This window comes from Methylobacterium sp. J-030 (assembly GCF_022829545.1).
GTDB lineage: Bacteria > Pseudomonadota > Alphaproteobacteria > Rhizobiales > Beijerinckiaceae > Methylobacterium.
On sequence record NZ_JAKSYM010000225.1, the window covers coordinates 78,372 to 96,498 of the forward strand.

Below are 18,127 nucleotides of genomic sequence, written 5' to 3' on the forward strand. Positions count from 1 at the left end.
CTCAGAGCCCCCGCGCCTGCATCAGGGCGCCGTACAAGCTGCTCGCCCCGAGCCGGAAGGTTCTTGGAGTCGCCCAGTCGGGACCCATGATCCGGTCGGCCAGGGCGAGATAGCTGGCCGCGTCGGCGACGCTGCGCAGGCCGCCCGACACCTTCAGGCCGGCGGGACGGCCGCTCGCCTTGATCTCGGTCAGCATCAGGTCCGCGGCCTCGGGGGTCGCCGAGACCGGGCTCTTGCCCGTGGAGGTCTTCAGGAAATCGGCGCCCGCCTCCAGGGCGATCCGGCTCGCCGCCCGGATCCTTTCGGGGTTGCCGAGCTCGCCCGTCTCCAGGATCACCTTGAGGGTCACGCTGCCGCAGACGTCGCGCACGGCCTCCACCATGTCGCGGGCGAGCGCCGCGTCGCCCCGCTTCAGGGCGCGGTAGGGCAGGACGAGGTCGATCTCGTCGGCGCCGTCGCGCAGGGCCTCGGCGGTGTCGTCGGTGGCCCGGGCGCAATCCTCGCCGCCGTCGGGGAAATTGATCACCGTGGCGATCCGGATGCCGGTGCCGGACAGCGCCCGGGCCCCCTGCGTGACGAAGCGCGGCCAGACGCAGATCGCCGCCACCGGGCCGGCCTTCGCGTCCCGGCACAGGGCGTCGATCCTCGTCTCGGTGCAGGTCTCGCCGAGATCGGTGAGGTCGAGGAGCGGCAGCGCCCGGCGGGCGACCGCGTCCATCTCCGAATCCATCACGGCGCATCTCCGTCGGGCAGATCGGCCACGAAGGCCCGGATCAGGCGGCCGAGATCCTGCGCGGCCCGGGCCGCCACCGCCTTCGTCTCCGCATGGTGCGGGGCGCCCCCGGCGATCCCGGCGGCGAGGTTGGTCACCACCGAGATGGCCGCCACCGGCAGGCCGAGGAAGCGGGCGAGGATCACCTCCGGCACCGTCGACATGCCGACGAGGTCGGCCCCCAGGATGCCGGCCATCCGGACCTCGGCGGGCGTCTCGAAGCTCGGGCCCGGGAACCACGCGTAGACCCCCTCCCCCAGGGGCACGCCGCAGGTCTCGGCCGCCGCGCGCAGGCGCGCCCGCAGGTCGGGGTCGTAGGCCTCGGTCATCGGCACGAAGCGGGCGTCGCTCGCCTCGCCGATCAGCGGGTTGAGGCCCGACAGGTTGATGTGGTCGGCGAGCAGGACCAGGCGTCCCGGGCCGGTCTCCGGCCGCAGGGATCCGGAGGCGTTGGTGAGCAGCAGGCGCCGCGCCCCGAGTTGTCGCGCGCAGGCCAGCGGCACGCGCATCACCGCCGGATCGCCCCGCTCGTAGGCGTGCGCCCGCCCCTCGAAGATCAGGACCGGCCGCCCCGCCAGGGATCCGCGGTGCAGACGCCCGGCATGGCCGCTGACCCCCGCCCCCGGGAAGCCGGGAATCGCCGCATAGGCGAGGGTGACGGGATCCTCCAGGGCACCCGCGATCCCGCCGAGCCCGGTGCCGGTCACGAGGGCGCAGGCGTAGTCCCCCGCGAAGCCGGCGGCGTGCAGCGCGTCGAGGGCGGCGGCCTCGCTCACGTCAGCGTCTCCGGGCCGAAGGAGGCCGGCAGCAGCTCGGCGAGGGTGAAGGTTTTCGCGATGGCCTCCGGGGTGGCGGCGTGGATCGGCGTGTCCGGCGCGGCGAATTCCCGGATGCGCTGCCGGCAGGCGCCGCAGGGCGTCACGAGGCCCGCGCCCTCCCCGCAGACGAGGATCGCCGCGATGCGCCGCCCCCCGGCCGCCACCATGGCGGCGATCGCCCCGGCCTCCGCGCAGGTCCCGACCGGGTAGGCGGCGTTCTCGACGTTGCAGCCGGCATGGATGGCGCCGTTCTCGTCCCGGAGCGCCGCCCCGACGCGGAAGCGGGAATAGGGCGCGTGCGCCCGCTCGCGGACCGCCCGGGCGGCCGCCAGCAGCGCCGCCCCGTCATCCGCCCGTGCCGAATCCGCAGCTCGCATGACCGATCTTTGGCACCCGCCGGGGCGGGATGTCGAGGCGCCTTGGAGGTTGGGGAGGCCGGCAGTCATCCGTCTTGCGGCGGATATGCGCCCGCCGTCTGTACAGCCGAGGATACGGATGGGTCCGGTCAGTTACACGGAATTCCGTGCGCACCTCGCGACCCACTGGACCGTGTCGAGGCGGATCGGGCGGAGTTGATCGTGACCCGGCAGAACCGCCCGGACATGGTGGTCATGCCGCTGGCCGAGCTGAACAGCCTCCGCGAGACGCTGCACCTGCTCTCGACGCCGGCGAACGCCAAGCGTCTCCTCGACAGTGTCGCACAGCTCGATACCGGCGCCGGCACGGAGCATGGCCTCATCGAGCCGTGAAGCTCGTCTGGGCGGCGAGCGCCTGGCAGGAATACCTGCACTGGCAGGCGACCGACCGGGACACGCTCGTTCGCATCAATGATCTGATCAACGCCAGCATGCGAACGCCGTTCGCGGGCATCGGGAAGGTCGAGCCTTTGCGCGGCAATCTCAAAGGGTGGTGGTCGCGCAGGATCACGGGGAACCACCGCCTCGTGTATCGCGTCACGGGCGTCGGGGAGGATCAAGTCCTTGAGATCGCTCAGTGCCGCTGGCACTATGACGATTGAGCCGGGCGCGGCCTCTCGCTCTTCGGTCGCGAATGGCTCCGGGCGTCGGATTGCGCCGCCTCAGCGCGACGCCGGCCCCGCGCCGAGGAGCCCCGCCACCTGCCGCAGCGCCGCGTCGTCCCGCGGGCCGATCAACGCGTAGGCGGTGTCGCCCGCGTTCCAGGAGACGATGTCGCCGTCCTCGGAGCCGGTGAGCACCGCCGGGCCGCCGTGGATGCCCCGGGTGGCGAACAGCGATGCCTCGCCGTAGCCCCCGGCCTCCAGCGCGATCTCGATGCCGGTGCCGTGACGGGCCGGGAAGATCTGGATGTCGCGCACCCGCCAGCCCTCCGGCAAGGCCGGCAGGTCGATGCCGGTCACGGTATGCAGGCGCGTCCGGTCGTAGACCGGCCCGTCGGCCGCGCCGCTGATGCTCTTGCGCAGCAGCGCCACGGCCCTGGCCTGCCGGGCATCGGCGATCAGCGCCGGGTCCGGCGTCGCCGCCAGGGTGTCGGGCACGCCGAAGCGGCCGATCTCGTCATGGGCGAGCCAGCCCGCGCCGACCAGCACCGCGATGGCGGCGGCCCGCTTGAGGCGCGAGGCGACCCGGCGCCAGCGCAGGTTCCGGTCGAAGCGGCGGGCGAGCGCGACGGTCCGGTCCGGCCCCGGGCCCGGGACGCGTTCGAAACAGGCCCGTAGCGCATCGCGGTCGTGCATCTCGGCCATCACCCGGGCGGCGGAGGCGGGATCGGCCGCCAGATGAGCCTCGACGTCCAGGCGGCGCATCGGGTCGATCTGCCCGTCGACGAAGGCGATGAGATCGTCGTCTGTGATCGGATCAATCATCGTGAAGTCCTCGGTGCCAGCGTGCCCCGGATCGCGCCGCCCTACAACGGTCGTGGCCCGGGGCCTGTGTTCCCGCATGGGGGATTCGGACGATCGGAGGCCGCTTTCCCGCACCATGCCGCAGAGCGATCCGCCGGTCGTCGTCGTCAGTCCGCGCCGACGCCGGGGACTGACCGATCGGCCTGAGCCGTCCTCAAGACTCCCCTGCGGCACGCCGGAGGGGCCACGCGGACCGGCCCTGCGGCGCGTCCGACACGACGAGCCTGAGGGCGGAGGGCGGCCCGCGCCGCGTCTCCGCCGCCCTGCCGGATGCTTGGCCACCGGCATCCTCTCCGGAGGCCCGATCGCCCCGCGCGCCCTCCTCGAAGGCCCGCAGGGCGGCCCGGCCGCGGCCGAGGCGGGACATCAGCGTCCCGATCGGGATGCCGAGCACGGCCGCCGCGTCGGCATAGGCCATGCCCTCCAGGGTCACGAGGTGCAGGGCGGCGCGCTGCTCCTCGGGCAGGGTGAGGAACGCCTTCCGGATCTGAGAGAGGCGGACCTGTCCCTCCTGGGCCGGGGGCGCCATGTCGTCGGCCATCCGCACCAGCGTGTCGGCATGGCGCGCCTCCACCTGCCGGCGGCGCTGCTCGTCGATGAAGGCGTTGTGCAGCACCGTCATCATCCAGGTGCGCAGATTGGTGTTCGGGCGGAGCGTGCCCTGCATCTCCAGGGCGCGCACCAGCGTGTCGTGCACGAGATCGTCGGCCCGCAGCGCATCGCGGGTGAGCGACCGGGCGTAGCGCCGCAGGGGCACCAGCAGGTCGAGGAGGTCAGCGCGCTTGTGCTTGTCCGATGCCATGAAGCGTGAACGCGGCGGCCCGGCGCTTTAATCCCGCCCGCCGAGGCGGCGTTATTCAGGTCTGGTCGAGGGTGGCGGCGATGCCGGAAATCACCCGCGGGTCGGTGGGCTCAACCTGCGTGGCGAAGGCGGCCGCGAGCGTGCCGTCGCGGGCGATCAGGTACTTGTGGAAGTTCCAGCGCGGCGTCTCGGCCGGGCGCTCGGAGGCGGCCCAGCGATAGAACGGATGGGCCGCCGGCATCTTCACGTGCGTCTTGGCGGTGAGCGGGAAGGTGACGCCGTGATTCTTCCGGGCGGCCTCCGCGATGGCGGGCCCGTCGAGCGGCTCCTGGTTGCCGAAATCGGGCGACGGCACGCCGAGCACCGTCAGGCCCCGGTCGCCGAAGCGGGTCCACAGGGTCTGAAGACCGGCGAGCTGCCCGGCATAGCCGCAGGCCGTGGCGGTGTTGACCACGAGGATCGGCTTGCCCGCATAGGCCGAGAGCGGCATCGGTCCGCCCTCCGGCGTCTCGAAGGCGAAGTCGGTGGCCCGCGCGGCCCCGGCGGCGCGGGCGCTTCCGGCCAGACCGGCGCCGATCAGGATCAGGGCCTCGCGGCGCAGCAGCGTCATGACAGCGGCCTCGGTTCGCGCGGAGTGCGGGTTCGGCACCCCGGCCAAGCCAAAACGTGCCGTGCCCGCCCAGGTTTCGTGCGCCGACACGGCGGCTTCGTCGCAGGCCCGGCTCAGGGAATCGGCTCAGGCCGCCCGGACCGTGTCGAGGAAGCCGCGGACCTCCGCGTCGAGCCGCCGCGCCTGGATCGAAAGGTCCGAGGCCGAGCCGAGCACGTGCGCGGCGGCTTCCCCCGCCCCCTGTGCCGACCGGGCGACGCCCGCGATGTTGTGGGTCACCGCGCCGGTGCCGGTCGCCGCCTGCCCGACGTTCCGGACGATCTCCTGAGTCGCCGAGCCCTGCTGCTCGATCGCGGCGGCGATTCCATCGGCCAATCGGCTGATCTCGTTGATGCGGGCGACGACCGCGACGAGCGCTCCGGAGGCGTCTCCGGTGCAGGATCGGATCTCCTCGATCTGGCGCGCCACCTCCTCGGTCGCCCTGGCGGTCTGGGCCGCCAGTTCCTTGACCTCTGTCGCCACCACGGCGAAGCCGCGGCCGGACTCGCCGGCACGCGCCGCCTCGATGGTCGCGTTGAGCGCCAGGAGGTTCGTCTGCGCCGCGATGCCCGAGATGAGACCCACGACGTCGCCGATCCGTGCCGCGCTCGCCTGCAGGCTCCGCATCAGGTCGGAGGATTTCCCGGCCTCCGTCACGGCCGCGTTGGCGACGTCGGTCGAAGCCTGCACCTGACGGCCGATCTCCCCGACCGTCGCGCCGAGTTCCTCGGCGGCGGCCGCCACCGTCCCGACATTCGCGGCCGCCTGCTCGGCCGCGCTGGCCACCGAGGTGGATTGGCTCGCCGTCTCGGCGGCGGCCGCGCTCATGGTCTCGGCGGTGGCTTGGAGTTCGGTCGCCGCGGCGCCGACGGCGCGCACCACACCCCCGACCGCCGCCTCGAAACTGTCGGCCATCGCGCGCATCGCGGCCTTGCGCTGCGCCTCGTGGGCCGCACGCGCCTGGGCGGCCTCATCCTCCAGGGCCTTCGCGCGGGCCAGTCCGTCCCGGAACACCTGCACGGCATCGGCCATGGCCCCGATCTCGTCGCCCCGGCCCACGCCGGGCACCGCGGCCGAGAGGTCGCCCGCGGCGAATTTGCCCATCGCCGCCGTTATGGCGCGGATCGGCTTGGCGATGCCGAGCTGGAGGAGCACCAACCCGATCAGGGCGATCACCGCCATCGTGCCGAGGCCGCCCAAACTGGCCAGGCGCGACGCCGCGATGGCGTCCGCGGAGGCGGCGGCGCGCGCCTGCATCAAGGCCCGCTCGGTCTGCGCGATCTCCGCCGTCTGCGCGCGGACGATGTCCATCAACGCCTTGCCCGTCCCCGCGCCCGCCATACGGCGGGCCTCGTCCCGGGTCGCGGCATCGCTCATGAGCGCGATCTCCCTGTCAGCGATCTCACGGCTCCACCGTTCGGCCGCGCTCCTCAGGGCGGCGAGGCGCGCCTGTTGCACCGGATTGTCCGCGGTCAGGCGCTGGACCGCCGCCAACGCGGTCGAGAAAGTCTGTCGACCCGCCGTCTCGGGCTCGAGGAAGTGCGGATCACCGGAGATCAGGTAGCCGCGCAGCCCGGTCTCGCGGTCGATCATCGCGGCGCTCATACGCTCGACCTCGGCCAGCAACGCCTGCGTGTGCAGGTTCCATTCCTCGGCCTCCCGGATCCGGTCGATGTTGGCGATCGAGACAGCGGAGACGACCAGCATGACAGCGAGCAATGCACTCATGACGAGCGCGATCTTGATGCTGATCCTCATCTTTACCAAACGAAACGGCATGACACGTCCCTCCGGCACGGATCCCATCGAGTCTATCGATCTTGAATCCGGATCGAGACTCATAGAGTCCGCACATGAAGGTCTTATAATTGACATTGAACTTCACATTGGCCGCCCCCTGCGCGCGGCCCGGGTCGTGAATCTTTTTCTCCACGCCGTCGTATTTACTTTCAGTTGTGAGTCGCGATCGGTACGATGACTCGATACCCGATCGCCGCGGCGCGGGCTTCGGATCGGCCGCTCACTGATACGCCTGCTGCAAGTCGATCGTGCAATCCCGGCCGATCGCGTCATAGTTCTCGGCGAGCCAGGACTGCGCCGCGGCGCGGCCCTTGTCGCGCAGGCGCTTGAACACGGTCCAGCGCGCGTCGAGCTTGGAGGCGGCGTTATACGCCTCCAGGGCGTCGGTGCCGTCGATCCGGTGCACCAGCACGCGCCGGTACTGCCCCTGGCCGAGGGTTCCCTCCTCGATCAGCCCGTCCAGGAAATCGATGGCGCGCAGTTCCCGCATCAGGTTGGCGTTGAAGGTGATCTCGTTGAGGCGATCACGGATCTCGCTCTCCGTGCGCGGGGTCTCGCGCCGCTCCACCGGGTTGATCTGCACGAGCAGGATGTCCCGGGTCTGGGCGCCCCGGTGCAGCGGATAGAGCGGCGGATTGCCGAGATAGCCGCCGTCCCAATAGGGCACGCCGTCGATCTCCACCGCCTGGAACACCGTGGGCAGGCAGGCCGAGGCCATCAGGTGATCGACGGTCAGGCGCTCGCGCTCGAACACCGCGAGCTTGCCGGTCCAGACATTGGTGGCGGAGACGTACAGGCCCGCGGTCTCGGCCTCGCGCAGGCGCTCGAAATCGACCTGTTCGGCGAGCGCCCTGCGCAGCGGGTTGATGTTGAGCGGGTTCGACACGTAGGGGCTCGGCGACAGCATCTTGGCCCAGAACTCGGCCACCGGATTGCCCTTCCACAGGCTGAACAGGCCGCTGACGACGTGGCGCTGGGCGGGCCCGAGATCGCCGTCGAGGCTGACCTCGCGCCAGAAGCGCTCCAGGCCCTCCCGGGCCCCGTCCGGGCCGCCCTTGAGCCAGCCGTCCACCAGGACGACGGCGTTCATCGCCCCCGCGCTCGCGCCGGTCACCGCCTCGAAGCCGAGCCGCCCGTCCTCGATCAGGGCGTCGAGCACGCCCCAGGTGAAGGCGCCGTGCGCGCCGCCGCCCTGAAGTGCGAGGGCGACCGGCTTCTCGGCCCGGGGCCCCGCGAGCATGTGGTTCGGCGTGGAGGCCGGCTGGGCGTCGATCGCGTCGGAGACGGGGGTCTCCGGTACCGCGGTGACGGGATTGTGCGGCTCGGTGCCGCCGAAGTGCTCGCTCATCTCGGCCTCCTGTGTCGAGGCGACAAGATGGGCATGTTGCGGTGCAGCATCAACTGCACGGCAGGGTTGTTGCGTCCCACCGCATGGCGCGCTGAACCGAGCGGAGCGGATCGGCAACAGCGACGCACGAAAACCCGACATGCCGCACGCCAAACTCGACATCCGCATCCGGATACGACATGACAGCCGCGATGCTGCCCTGCGCGACGCTGCCCTGCGCGGCGCCCGCTTGACGCGGCGCCGGGTCGTCCGCAGCTAACCCGCGGCAGACCCGAAGTTCCGGCGAGGCGTGTCCCCGGGACAGGCCCGGCAGCCCCGGTGGGCGCCGGCGCCTCGCGAGGCGCGCACGCGAAGGTCCACGATGGAAGTCATGGAAGCCACCACCCGCTCCGAGATCCCCGCCGCCGAGAACCCCCTGGCCGCGGGCGGCCCGGAGATCGCAGGCCCCGCACCGCGCCACCGCACGGTCGGCGTCATGGTTGGCGAGGGTGAAGGCGCCGTCATGGTCGGCGGCGGCGCGCCGATCGTCGTCCAGTCGATGACCAACACCGACACCGCCGACATCGACGGGACGGTGGCGCAGGTGGCCCAGCTCGCCCGCGTTGGCTCGGAGCTGGTGCGCATCACCGTCGACCGGGACGAGGCGGCCGCCGCGGTGCCGAAGATCCGCGAGCGCCTGGACCGGATCGGCGTCCACGTGCCGCTGGTCGGCGACTTCCACTATATCGGCCACAAGCTCCTCGCCGACCATCCGGCCTGCGCCGAGGCACTGGCCAAGTACCGGATCAACCCCGGCAACGTCGGCTTCAAGGACAAGAAGGACACGCAGTTCTCGGCGATCATCGAGCAGGCGATCAAGCACGACAAGACCGTGCGGATCGGCGCCAACTGGGGCTCGCTCGACGGCGAGTTGCTTACCCACCTGATGGACGAGAACGCCAAGTTGCCCCGGCCGATCGATGCCCGCGCGGTGATGCGCGAGGCGATGGTCCGCTCGGCGATCAGTTCGGCCGACCGCGCGGTGGAGCTCGGCCTGCCACAGAACAAGATCATCCTCTCGGCCAAAGTCTCGGCGGTGCAGGATCTGATCGCGGTCTACCGCGAGGTGGCGCGCCGCTCGGACTACGCGATCCATCTCGGCCTCACCGAGGCCGGCATGGGCTCGAAGGGTCTGGTCGCCGCCTCGGCCGCCATCGGCGTGCTCCTCCAGGAGGGGATCGGCGACACGATCCGCTACTCGCTGACGCCCGAGCCGGGCGGTGACCGGAGCGTGGAGGTGAAGGCCAGCCAGGAACTCCTGCAGACCATGGGGTTCCGGACCTTCGTGCCGATGGTCGCGGCCTGCCCGGGCTGCGGCCGCACGACCTCGACCACGTTCCAGGAGCTCGCCCGCGACATCCAGAACTGGATCGTCACCTCCATGCCGGAGTGGAAGAAGACCTATCCGGGCGTCGAGGGGCTGAACGTCGCCGTGATGGGCTGCATCGTGAACGGCCCGGGCGAATCGAAGCACGCCGATATCGGCATCTCGCTGCCCGGCACCGGCGAGACCCCGACCGCCCCGGTCTTCATCGACGGCAAGAAGGCGATGACGTTGCGCGGCGCGACGCTCGCCAAGGACTTCGAGGGCATCGTGATCGACTACATCCAGCGCCGCTTCGGCCAGGGCGGCGGGACGCGCACCGCGGCGGAGTGAGGCGCGAGGCTCCCCCTCCCCCGCAGAGGGAAGAGGGAGAGCTCGCGTCTCGTAATCCGCGTCAATCAACCTCCCCAAGCCGAGACCCAGCCCCCCGGTCTTCGCATCTGCACACGGTTTCCGCCCGCCCGCGACCGTGATAGCAACGCGGCACGATCCCGTGAGTGGTCGGCCGGGTGGCCGGCCCGCGCGGTTCGGCGGAGTGTTCGCGTTTTCTGCCCGGCCCGATTGGCCCCTGAGCCGAACCGCGAAGCGCCGGCCACGCCCGAGCTTCCGACATCCGCATGAGCCACACCTTCGCACCCGGCGTAGCCGCCCAGCCCGCGCCCGCAGCGTCCGACACCGCGCGCGAAGCCGCCCCGGTGGCCGAGGGTGAGGGCCCCGTCCAGGGGCCGGCGACCTCCGGCACCCTCGATTCCCCCGAGAAGGCCGAGACCCGGCACGGGCACGCGGGCTTCTGGACGCTGCTCGTCGGCTCCGTCGGCGTCGTCTACGGCGATATCGGCACCAGCCCGCTCTACGCGTTCCGCGAGGCCCTGGTCCCGGCCCGGACCGACGGCATCCTGCTGCCCGAGGAGGTGATCGGCACCGTCTCCCTGATCCTCTGGGCGCTCTTCATGATCGTGACGATCAAGTACGTCGCGATCCTGCTGCGCATGGACAACAACGGTGAGGGCGGCATCCTTTCGCTGATGGCGCTCGCCCGGAAGGCGCTGGGCGGGTCCCGCATCGTGTTCATGCTGGGGCTGCTCGGCGCCTCGCTGTTCTACGGCGACGCGGTGATCACGCCTGCGATCTCGGTGCTGTCGGCGGTGGAGGGCCTGAAGCTCGTCACCCCCGCCTTCGACGATTACGTCCTGCCGATCACCGTGGTGATCATCGTGGCCCTGTTCCTCGTGCAGAACCGGGGTACCGGAAAGGTCGCGGCCTTCTTCGGCCCGGTGACCGTCGTGTGGTTCGTCGCGATGGCGCTGGCGGCGGTGCCGCACATCGCCCTGCACCCGGAGGTGTTCCGGGCGGTCAATCCCTGGCACGCGGTGGTCTACCTCCTCGGCCACGGCACCGGGGCGCTCGTGGCGCTGGGCGCCGTGTTCCTGGCGGTGACCGGGGCCGAGGCCCTGTTCGCCGATCTCGGGCATTTCGGCCGCAAGCCGATCCAGGTGGCGTGGATCGGCCTCGTCTTCCCGGCCCTCGCCCTCAACTATCTCGGACAGGCCGCGCTGGTGCTGGAGAAGCCCGATACGGCCGATCCGTTCTTCCAGCTCGTGCCCGCCTGGGGCCTGCTGCCGATGGTGCTGCTCGCCACGATCGCCACCGTGGTGGCGAGCCAGGCGGTGATCACCGGCGCCTTCTCGCTGTCGCGGCAGGCGATCCAGCTCGGGCTGCTGCCGCGGCTGGAGATCCGCCACACCTCCGAATCGCATGCCGGCCAGATCTACCTGCCGCAGATCAATTCGCTCCTGATGATCGGCGTCGTGCTGCTGGCGGTGCTGTTCAAGACCTCCTCGTCCCTCGCCTCGGCCTACGGCATCGCGGTGACCGGGACGATGCTGCTCACCGCCTCGCTGACCTTCCTGGTGATGTGGCGGATGTGGAAGTGGTCGCCGGTGGCGGCGGCGGCCGTGATGCTGCCCTTCATCGTGCTCGAGTTCCTGTTCCTGCTGTCCAACCTGATCAAGGTGGTGGAGGGGGGCTACGTGCCGCTGCTGCTCGCCGGCGCCCTCGTCATCGTGATGTGGACCTGGGTGCGCGGGGTCACGATCCTGTTCAACAAGACCCGCAAGACCGACGTGCCCCTCGTGGAGCTGGTCGGCATGCTGGAGAAGAGCCCGCCCCACCATGTCCGCGGCACCGCGGTGTTCCTGACGAGCGACCCCGAGATCGCGCCGGCCGCGCTCCTGCACAACCTCAAGCACAACAAGGTGCTGCACGAGAAGAACGTGATCCTCACCGTCGAGACGGTGGACACGCCCCGCTCCAACGAGGCCGACAAGGTGCGGATCGAGCCGGTGGGCCCGCATTTCTACAAGGTCGTGATGAAGTTCGGCTACATGGAGACGCCGAACATTCCGAAGACCCTGGTGCTGCTGCGCCGCCAGGGCTTCAAGTTCGACATCATGGCGACGTCGTTCTTCCTGTCCCGCCGCTCGATTCGGCCGGCCGCGCATTCCGGCATGCCGCTCTGGCAGGATCGGATTTTTATAACGCTGGCCAAGAACGCCAACGATGCCACGGACTTCTTCCAGATTCCCACGGGACGGGTGGTGGAGGTGGGCACGCAGGTGACGGTGTGAGGCGTGCGCCGCCATGGTTATCGGCACGCGCATCCTGACGATCCGGAGTCCAGACGGCGACATCGCCGTTCCGGTCCGGCTCTGCGCGCCGGAGTACGACGACGGCCACTGGATCTGCCGCTACACGATCGGTTGGCCCGGACAGCCGCGGGACAGCTTCGGAGCGGGCGTCGATGCGTTGCAGGCGCTCCATTTGACGATGCAGAAGATTGGCATCGACCTCTATGTCAGCGAAGCCCATAAGGCCGGCATCCTGATGTGGGACAAGCCCGGCGATGGATACGGCTTTCCGATCCCGAAGAACGGCCGCGATTTCCTGATCGGCATGGACAAGGTCTTCGAAGGGTGAGGCAAGTGACGGTGTAGCGCGCTCCGCTGGTGTAGATCCGTGCGACTGGTTATCTACATCAGATCAAGGCGAACCCGCATGCCGATCAACGTCAACAATCCCGAAGCCGATGCGCTGACGCGTCGGTTCGCAGCCATGGCGGGCGTCGGCATCACCGAGGCGATCGTCATCGCCATGCGAGAGGCGATCGAGCACAGGCACCGGGTAGAGACGCCGCGGGAGACCGCGGCCCGGTTGCGCGCGCAGCATGGGATCACGCTCGGCGACACCGCCCGGGAGCCTCTGCCGCGGGAGGTCTACGACGCGATGTGGGAAAGCCGCTGATGTTCGTGGATGCCTCCGCGATCGTCGCCCTGCTGGCGGACGAGCCGGAGGCCGACCGGATCTCCGCAGCGCTCGCCTCGGCCAGCCATTGCAGAACCTCACCCGTTGCGGTTCTCGAAACCGTGCTGGCGCTCGCGCGGCCCGACAAGTTCGACATGACGGTCGAGGCGGTCGGTCCAATCGTCCTCGAATTTCTAGATGCCAGGGGCATCGAGATCTGCGATCTCCCGCCGGCCAGCGAGACGACGGCGCTCGCCCTGTCGGCCGCGCATCGATACCGGGCCGGCCGCCACGGACTCAATCTCGGCGATTGCCTCCACGACGCGGCGGTGCGGTTCTTCTGCATGCCGATCCTCGCCACAGCCGACGAATTTCGCAGGACGGATCTGGAGACCGTCCCGTAGAGACATCGATTCTCAAGAGCGGTCTTCAGCACAGTGGGCGGACAACGATGGTGCTCAGCCTCGATGTGGCGACCGCCGCCCCGTGATCCGACTATGTGCGTCACCGCACGTGGCATACCCGGAACGCAACCATGGCAGGATGACCAGCCGGATCCCTGCGTTGCGCAGGGCCCGAGGCCTGCTTTAGAATACTTATCATTCTGAGCTTGAGCGTTGGTCCGGTCGCGACACGACACCGGCGGACGTGAGCCGGCACAGCCGGCATCGGCTTCAAGGCCCGGCTCGGACCCGACTGAACGCCGCTCCGGCGCCGCCAGACAGGACGCAACGATGATCAAACTCACCGTGAACGGGGCTGCGCGCAGCTTCGACGGCGACCCCGACATGCCGCTGCTGTGGTACCTGCGGGACGAGCTCCAGCTCACCGGCACCAAGTTCGGCTGCGGCGTCTCGCTCTGCGGGGCCTGCACGATCCACCTCGGCGGCGCCGCGACCCGCGCCTGCATCACGCCGGTCTCGGCGGCCGAGGGCCAGGAGGTCGTCACCATTGAGGGCCTGTCGCCGGACGGCAACCACCCGGTGCAGGTGGCGTGGCGCGACCAGAACGTCGCCCAGTGCGGCTTCTGCCAGTGCGGCCAGATCATGCAGGCCGCCGCCCTCCTCAAGGATACGCCAAAACCCTCCGACGAGGACATCGACACCACGATGGGCGGCAACATCTGCCGCTGCGGCACCTACCCGCGCATCCGCGCCGCGATCCACCAGGCCGCCGGCCAGACGGCGCCCGCCAGCAAGGGAGAGCGCCTGTGATCCACGACGCCAAGCTCGCCGCCGAGCGCGCCGCCGGCACCAAGCCGGCCCTCGACAACGTCAGCCGCCGCGGCATCCTCGGCGGCGCCGGAGCCCTGGTTCTGGCCCTTTCGCTGCGTCCTGCGAAGGCCGACGAGACCCAGACCGAGGAGCAGAAACAACAAAAATTCGGCGCCGACGGCATGCCCCACGGCTGGCGCGACGATCCGAAGGTGTTCGTCGCCATCGCGCCGGACGGCACCGTCACGGTGACCAATCACCGCTCCGACATGGGCCAGGGCATCCGCACCTCGGTGGCCTTCACGGTGGCCGACGAGCTGGAGGCCGACTGGTCGAAGGTGAAGGTGGTCCAGGCCTGGGGCGACGAGACCCGCTTCGGCAACCAGGACACGGACGGCTCGCGCTCGACCCGGCACTTCTTCCAGCATTTCCGCCACGCCGGCGCCGCCGCGCGGCTGATGCTGATCCAGGCCGCGGCCAAGCAATGGGGCGTGCCGGCCGCCGAGGTCACGGCTGTCAACCATACGCTGACGCACGCCAAGTCGGGCCGCACCCTCGGCTACGGCGCGGTGGCGCAGGCCGCCGCCGAGCTGCCGGTGCCGACCGACGTCACGCTGAAGGACCCGAAGGACTTCCGCTACATCGGCACCGGCAAGATCGGGCTGATCGATAACTTCGACATCACCACGGGCCGGGCCGTCTACGGCCTCGACACCAAGCTCGACGGGATGCTGTACGCGGTCGTCGCGCGGCCTGCCGTCTATGGCGGCACGGTGAAGTCGTTCGACGACAGCGCGGCCATGAAGGTCCCGGGCGTCGTCAAGATCTTCAAGATCGACGCCACCCCGATTCCCACGGAGTTCATGCCGCTCGGCGGCGTCGCCGTGGTGGCCAAGAACACCTGGGCGGCCCTGAAGGCGCGCGATGCCCTCAAGATCACTTGGGACGACGGCCCGAACGCCGGCTACGACACCGACGCGTTCCGCAAGGAGCTGGAGGCCGCCGCGCGCAAGCCCGGCAAGGTCGTGCGCAACCAGGGCGACGTCGACGGCGCCCTGGCCAAGGCCAAGACGAAGGTCCAGGCCGAGTACTTCGTGCCCCACCTCGCCCAGGCGCCGATGGAGCCCCCGGCGGCGGTGGCCCGCGTGAAGGACGGGTTCTGCGAGGCCTGGGCCTGCGTCCAGGGTCCGCAGGCGGCCAACGACCGCCTGATGAAAGCGCTCAAGCTCCCCGACGACAAGGTCAAGGTGAACGTCACGCTGCTCGGTGGCGGGTTCGGCCGCAAGTCCAAGCCCGATTACGTGGTCGAGGCGGCGCTCTGCTCGCAGGCCGTGGGCGGCGCGCCGGTGAAGCTCGCCTGGACCCGCGAGGACGACATCCACCACGGCTTCTACCACACGATCTCGGTGGAGCACCTAGAGGCCGGCCTCGACGAGAAGGGCATGCCGGTGGCGTGGCTGCACCGCTCGGTGGCGCCGACGATCGGCTCGATCTTCGCGCCCGATCCGAAGCACGAGCTGCCGTTCGAGCTCGGGATGGGGCTGGTCAACACGCCGCTCAACATCCCGAACATGCGGCTGGAGAACCCCGAGGCCGCCGCCCATGTCCGGGTCGGCTGGTTCCGCTCGGTGTCGAACATCCCGCACGCCTTCGCGATCCAGTCCTTCGTGTCGGAGTTGGCGCACGCCGCCGGCCGCGAGCCGAAGGCGTACCTGCTCGAACTCATCGGCCCGGATCGCAAGATCAGCCCGACCGAGATCGGCGATGTCTGGAACTACGGCGAGGATCCGAAGCGCTACCCGATCGACACCGGCCGCCTGCGCGGCGTGATCGAGGCGGCCGCCAAGGGCGCCGGCTGGGGTCGGGATATGCCGAAGGGACGCGGCCTCGGCATCGCCGGCCATTACAGCTTCGTCACCTACACGGCCGTGGCGGCCGAGGTGGAGGTCGACGACAAGGGCCAGGTCCAGGTGAAGGCGATCGACATCGCGGTCGATTGTGGCCCGCAGGTGAACCCGGAGCGCATCCGTTCGCAGATGGAAGGCGCGGTCGTCATGGGGATGGGGCTCGCCCTCACCTCCGAGATCACCTTCAAGCAGGGCCGGGCGGTGCAGAACAACTTCGACGGCTACGAGATCATCCGGATCGACGCCGCCCCGAAGGTGGTCCGCGTGCACCTCGTGCCGACCGGCGCCTGGGACGGGCCGCTCGGCGGCGTCGGCGAGCCCGGCGTGCCGCCGGTGGCGCCGGCGATCGCCAACGCGATCTTCGCGGCCACCGGCCGGCGGGTCCGGCAATTGCCGATCCGCGATCAGCTGAGCGCCTGAACCGTCGCCAGCCGCGACACGTTGGGGCCGTGGGGAAACCCGCGGCCCCTTCTTTCTGGAAAGAGACCCGATCCGATGATGCGTTGCGCCCTGACCGCCTGCCTGATCCTGACGGCGGCCCCCGCCCTCGCCTCACCCTGTGGCGACCGGATCGACAGCGTATCGAAGCGGGTCCAGTCCGAGGTGACGCAATCGATCTCCGCCTCGACCAGCGGCCAGGGCAGCGCGGCCAAGCGCGGCGGCGAGGGGCTGACCGGCACGGAGGGCCAGCGCGCGAACGAGGCGCCCCAGGCTCCGCCGGAGAAGTCGGCCCAGGCCGGCCAGGGGGCGGATGCCGCCCAGCAGGCGAAGGTCGCCCTGGACGAGGCGCGCACGGCGGATTCGAAGGGCGACGCCAAGGCCTGCGAGGCGGCCGTGTCGCGGGCCGAGCAGCAGCTCAAGAAGGCGCCCTGAGGCATAGCCCAATGGCCGGTCTTTGAGGAAAGCCGGCCCGGTCGAACCGGTACGCGGACTTGGCCAGCCACTCGGATCCAATCCGCGCCCTCATCCTGAGGTGCCGCGAAGCGGAGGCCTCAGGATGAGGGCGTGGGTGGGATGACGATCGCCCCGGCTGCCCTCATCGCCCAAGCGCGCTGATCTCGATCACGAATTTCCGCCGCAGCGCCCGCGAGAAATCGCCATAGCCCGCCGCCGCCAGCAGGAACGCGCCCGGACCGCCGAGGACGTGGGCGCGATACCATTGCTCCAGGCTCGTGCGCTCCTGCGGCAGCGGGGTCGGGAGCAGGCCGTAGCCCGGTGCCCGGTAGGCGCCGGCCCCGACCACGTCGTTCTCCCCTGGCACCAGGATCGGCAGGCCGTTGACCGTCGCCCCGGTGTCGAGCAGGGCCCGGTGCGCGTCGGTCAAGCTGTCGGCGTCGGTGCAATTGTCGATGCCGTCGCCCGAGACATCGATCACCACGCGTTCGGCCGGGACCGGCAGCGCCGGCAGCACCCCCACGGTCACAGTCCGGAACATCTGGCCGAGGCAGGTGAACTCGCCCGCCTGCCGGGGCGTGGCCCGGACCAGCGCCGCGGTGGCGATGGCGTCGACCCGGCTGGCGATCCGCCGCCAGCCGACAGCGAGACTGGCCCGGTCCGCCCAGGTCACCATCGCGAACAGGATGCCGCCCGGATTGCCCGTGATCGCGCCGACCACGGCGGGATCCTCCAGGGCCTCGGCGATGCCCTCCATCTGAAGCCGGAAGCGGGTGTCGTCGACGGATTGCGAGACGTCTACGGAGACCACCAGCGCGGTGGCCACGCTCTCGGCCGCGGAGGCGGGCGGCAGGCCCAGGATGAGGGCGAGGATCGGGGCGGCCGCCCGCGCCGCGCCGCGGAACAGCCATCCCGAACCCGTCCGCATCCTCGGCATGGGTGTCCCCGGACCTCGCGCGGCCGGAGGGCCACGCGGGATCGTTAGGGCACGTTTCAAGTCACGGTGAAACCGACCTTTCGGGGGAGAGGAGGATCGGCGAGGATCCGACTCCGGCGGCGCTCCCGCTCGTCTCGGAGTGGATCGTCCCGGACGTACCCCGCGCCCGGGATATGGGGGCGGCCGAACCGCTCCCGGCAGCCTCAGGCCGCTTTGGCCGCCAGGGCGTGGCGGTGGCCGTTCAGGCCGGCGCAGAGATCGTCGATCTCCGTGAGGTTCAGGGCCTCGCCGGTCTGGCCGGCGATCGTGTTGATCAGGTGGTCCTGGCGTGGGTCGAAGGGATGTCCCTGCATCCGGTAGAATTGATAATAGCGCAACGCCGCCAGGACGGTGTCACGCTCGCGGTCGGTTACGGTGAAGTGCTGCATGGGTGTTGCTTCC

General features: G+C 70.4%; 20 protein-coding genes. 10 read left to right on the forward strand and 10 right to left on the reverse strand.

Features of this window, described 5'->3' with window-relative positions:
• Position 1: 1 nt before the first annotated feature.
• The 3 genes from deoC to MKK75_RS15250 are packed head-to-tail and all read right to left on the reverse strand — an operon-like array spanning position 2 to position 1,967.
• Positions 2–730, reverse strand: coding sequence for a deoxyribose-phosphate aldolase (deoC, locus tag MKK75_RS15240; RefSeq protein WP_244043395.1), 729 nt, complete (start codon positions 728–730; stop codon positions 2–4).
• Positions 730–1,548, reverse strand: coding sequence for a purine-nucleoside phosphorylase (locus MKK75_RS15245; protein ID WP_244043396.1), 819 nt, complete (start codon positions 1,546–1,548; stop codon positions 730–732). Before MKK75_RS15245 ends, deoC begins: the two co-directional genes overlap by 1 nt.
• A complete protein-coding gene (locus MKK75_RS15250; RefSeq protein WP_244043397.1) occupies positions 1,545–1,967 on the reverse strand; it encodes a cytidine deaminase in 423 nt (140 codons plus the stop codon). The genes MKK75_RS15245 and MKK75_RS15250 overlap by 4 nt, the downstream gene beginning before the upstream one ends.
• Before the next feature lie 201 nt (positions 1,968–2,168).
• Here MKK75_RS15250 and MKK75_RS15255 point away from each other — a divergent pair, with 201 nt between their 5' ends.
• Both MKK75_RS15255 and MKK75_RS15260 read left to right on the forward strand, forming a co-directional pair.
• Positions 2,169–2,339, forward strand: a complete 171-nt coding sequence (locus MKK75_RS15255; protein ID WP_313901862.1) for a type II toxin-antitoxin system Phd/YefM family antitoxin — start codon at positions 2,169–2,171, stop codon at positions 2,337–2,339.
• Entirely contained in the window at positions 2,336–2,608 is a 273-nt protein-coding gene (locus MKK75_RS15260) for a Txe/YoeB family addiction module toxin (RefSeq protein ID WP_244043398.1), read from the forward strand. Before MKK75_RS15255 ends, MKK75_RS15260 begins: the two co-directional genes overlap by 4 nt.
• Positions 2,609–2,668: 60 nt before the next feature.
• Here the strand turns inward: MKK75_RS15260 and MKK75_RS15265 are convergent, their stop codons facing one another.
• From MKK75_RS15265 to MKK75_RS15285, 5 genes are all read right to left on the reverse strand, one after another.
• The gene (locus tag MKK75_RS15265; protein WP_244043399.1) at positions 2,669–3,433 is read right to left on the reverse strand and encodes an anti-sigma factor family protein; all 765 of its coding nucleotides are present in this window, start codon (positions 3,431–3,433) and stop codon (positions 2,669–2,671) included.
• A 193-nt stretch (positions 3,434–3,626) separates the two neighbouring features.
• Positions 3,627–4,274: a sigma-70 family RNA polymerase sigma factor gene (locus MKK75_RS15270; RefSeq protein WP_244043400.1), complete on the reverse strand. Its 648-nt coding sequence runs from the start codon at positions 4,272–4,274 to the stop codon at positions 3,627–3,629.
• Positions 4,275–4,329: 55 nt separating this feature from the next.
• Positions 4,330–4,884 (reverse strand): glutathione peroxidase, encoded by a 555-nt coding sequence (locus tag MKK75_RS15275; protein WP_244043401.1) that lies wholly within the window; start codon positions 4,882–4,884, stop codon positions 4,330–4,332.
• Between the two features lie 126 nt (positions 4,885–5,010).
• Entirely contained in the window at positions 5,011–6,702 is a 1,692-nt protein-coding gene (locus MKK75_RS15280) for a methyl-accepting chemotaxis protein (RefSeq protein ID WP_244043402.1), read from the reverse strand.
• A 241-nt stretch (positions 6,703–6,943) separates the two neighbouring features.
• Positions 6,944–8,071 (reverse strand): patatin-like phospholipase family protein, encoded by a 1,128-nt coding sequence (locus MKK75_RS15285; RefSeq protein WP_244043403.1) that lies wholly within the window; start codon positions 8,069–8,071, stop codon positions 6,944–6,946.
• A 361-nt stretch (positions 8,072–8,432) separates the two neighbouring features.
• On the opposite strand from MKK75_RS15285, the gene ispG reads away from it, so the two are divergent.
• The 8 genes from ispG (at position 8,433) to MKK75_RS15325 (ending at position 16,728) form a co-directional block, all read left to right on the forward strand.
• Entirely contained in the window at positions 8,433–9,767 is a 1,335-nt protein-coding gene (gene ispG, locus MKK75_RS15290) for a flavodoxin-dependent (E)-4-hydroxy-3-methylbut-2-enyl-diphosphate synthase (protein ID WP_409567572.1), read from the forward strand.
• Between the two features lie 284 nt (positions 9,768–10,051).
• Positions 10,052–12,061, forward strand: a complete 2,010-nt coding sequence (locus tag MKK75_RS15295; protein ID WP_244043405.1) for a potassium transporter Kup — start codon at positions 10,052–10,054, stop codon at positions 12,059–12,061.
• A gap of 13 nt (positions 12,062–12,074) precedes the next feature.
• A complete protein-coding gene (locus MKK75_RS15300; protein WP_244043406.1) occupies positions 12,075–12,410 on the forward strand; it encodes a DUF6968 family protein in 336 nt (111 codons plus the stop codon).
• 78 nt (positions 12,411–12,488) lie between these two features.
• Positions 12,489–12,734, forward strand: coding sequence for a type II toxin-antitoxin system VapB family antitoxin (locus tag MKK75_RS15305; protein WP_244043407.1), 246 nt, complete (start codon positions 12,489–12,491; stop codon positions 12,732–12,734).
• Entirely contained in the window at positions 12,734–13,138 is a 405-nt protein-coding gene (locus MKK75_RS15310; RefSeq protein ID WP_244043408.1) for a type II toxin-antitoxin system VapC family toxin, read from the forward strand. Before MKK75_RS15305 ends, MKK75_RS15310 begins: the two co-directional genes overlap by 1 nt.
• Positions 13,139–13,468: 330 nt before the next feature.
• Positions 13,469–13,948: a (2Fe-2S)-binding protein gene (locus MKK75_RS15315; protein ID WP_244043409.1), complete on the forward strand. Its 480-nt coding sequence runs from the start codon at positions 13,469–13,471 to the stop codon at positions 13,946–13,948.
• Positions 13,945–16,275: a xanthine dehydrogenase family protein molybdopterin-binding subunit gene (locus MKK75_RS15320; RefSeq protein ID WP_244043410.1), complete on the forward strand. Its 2,331-nt coding sequence runs from the start codon at positions 13,945–13,947 to the stop codon at positions 16,273–16,275. The genes MKK75_RS15315 and MKK75_RS15320 overlap by 4 nt, the downstream gene beginning before the upstream one ends.
• A gap of 75 nt (positions 16,276–16,350) precedes the next feature.
• Positions 16,351–16,728, forward strand: coding sequence for a hypothetical protein (locus MKK75_RS15325; RefSeq protein ID WP_244043411.1), 378 nt, complete (start codon positions 16,351–16,353; stop codon positions 16,726–16,728).
• Positions 16,729–16,891: 163 nt separating this feature from the next.
• Here the strand turns inward: MKK75_RS15325 and MKK75_RS15330 are convergent, their stop codons facing one another.
• Both MKK75_RS15330 and MKK75_RS15335 read right to left on the reverse strand, forming a co-directional pair.
• Positions 16,892–17,677, reverse strand: coding sequence for a DUF1194 domain-containing protein (locus MKK75_RS15330; RefSeq protein ID WP_244043470.1), 786 nt, complete (start codon positions 17,675–17,677; stop codon positions 16,892–16,894).
• A gap of 212 nt (positions 17,678–17,889) precedes the next feature.
• Positions 17,890–18,114 carry a hypothetical protein gene (locus tag MKK75_RS15335; protein ID WP_244043412.1) on the reverse strand — a complete coding sequence of 75 codons (225 nt, stop codon included), beginning with the start codon at positions 18,112–18,114 and terminating at the stop codon, positions 17,890–17,892.
• Positions 18,115–18,127 lie beyond the last annotated feature (13 nt).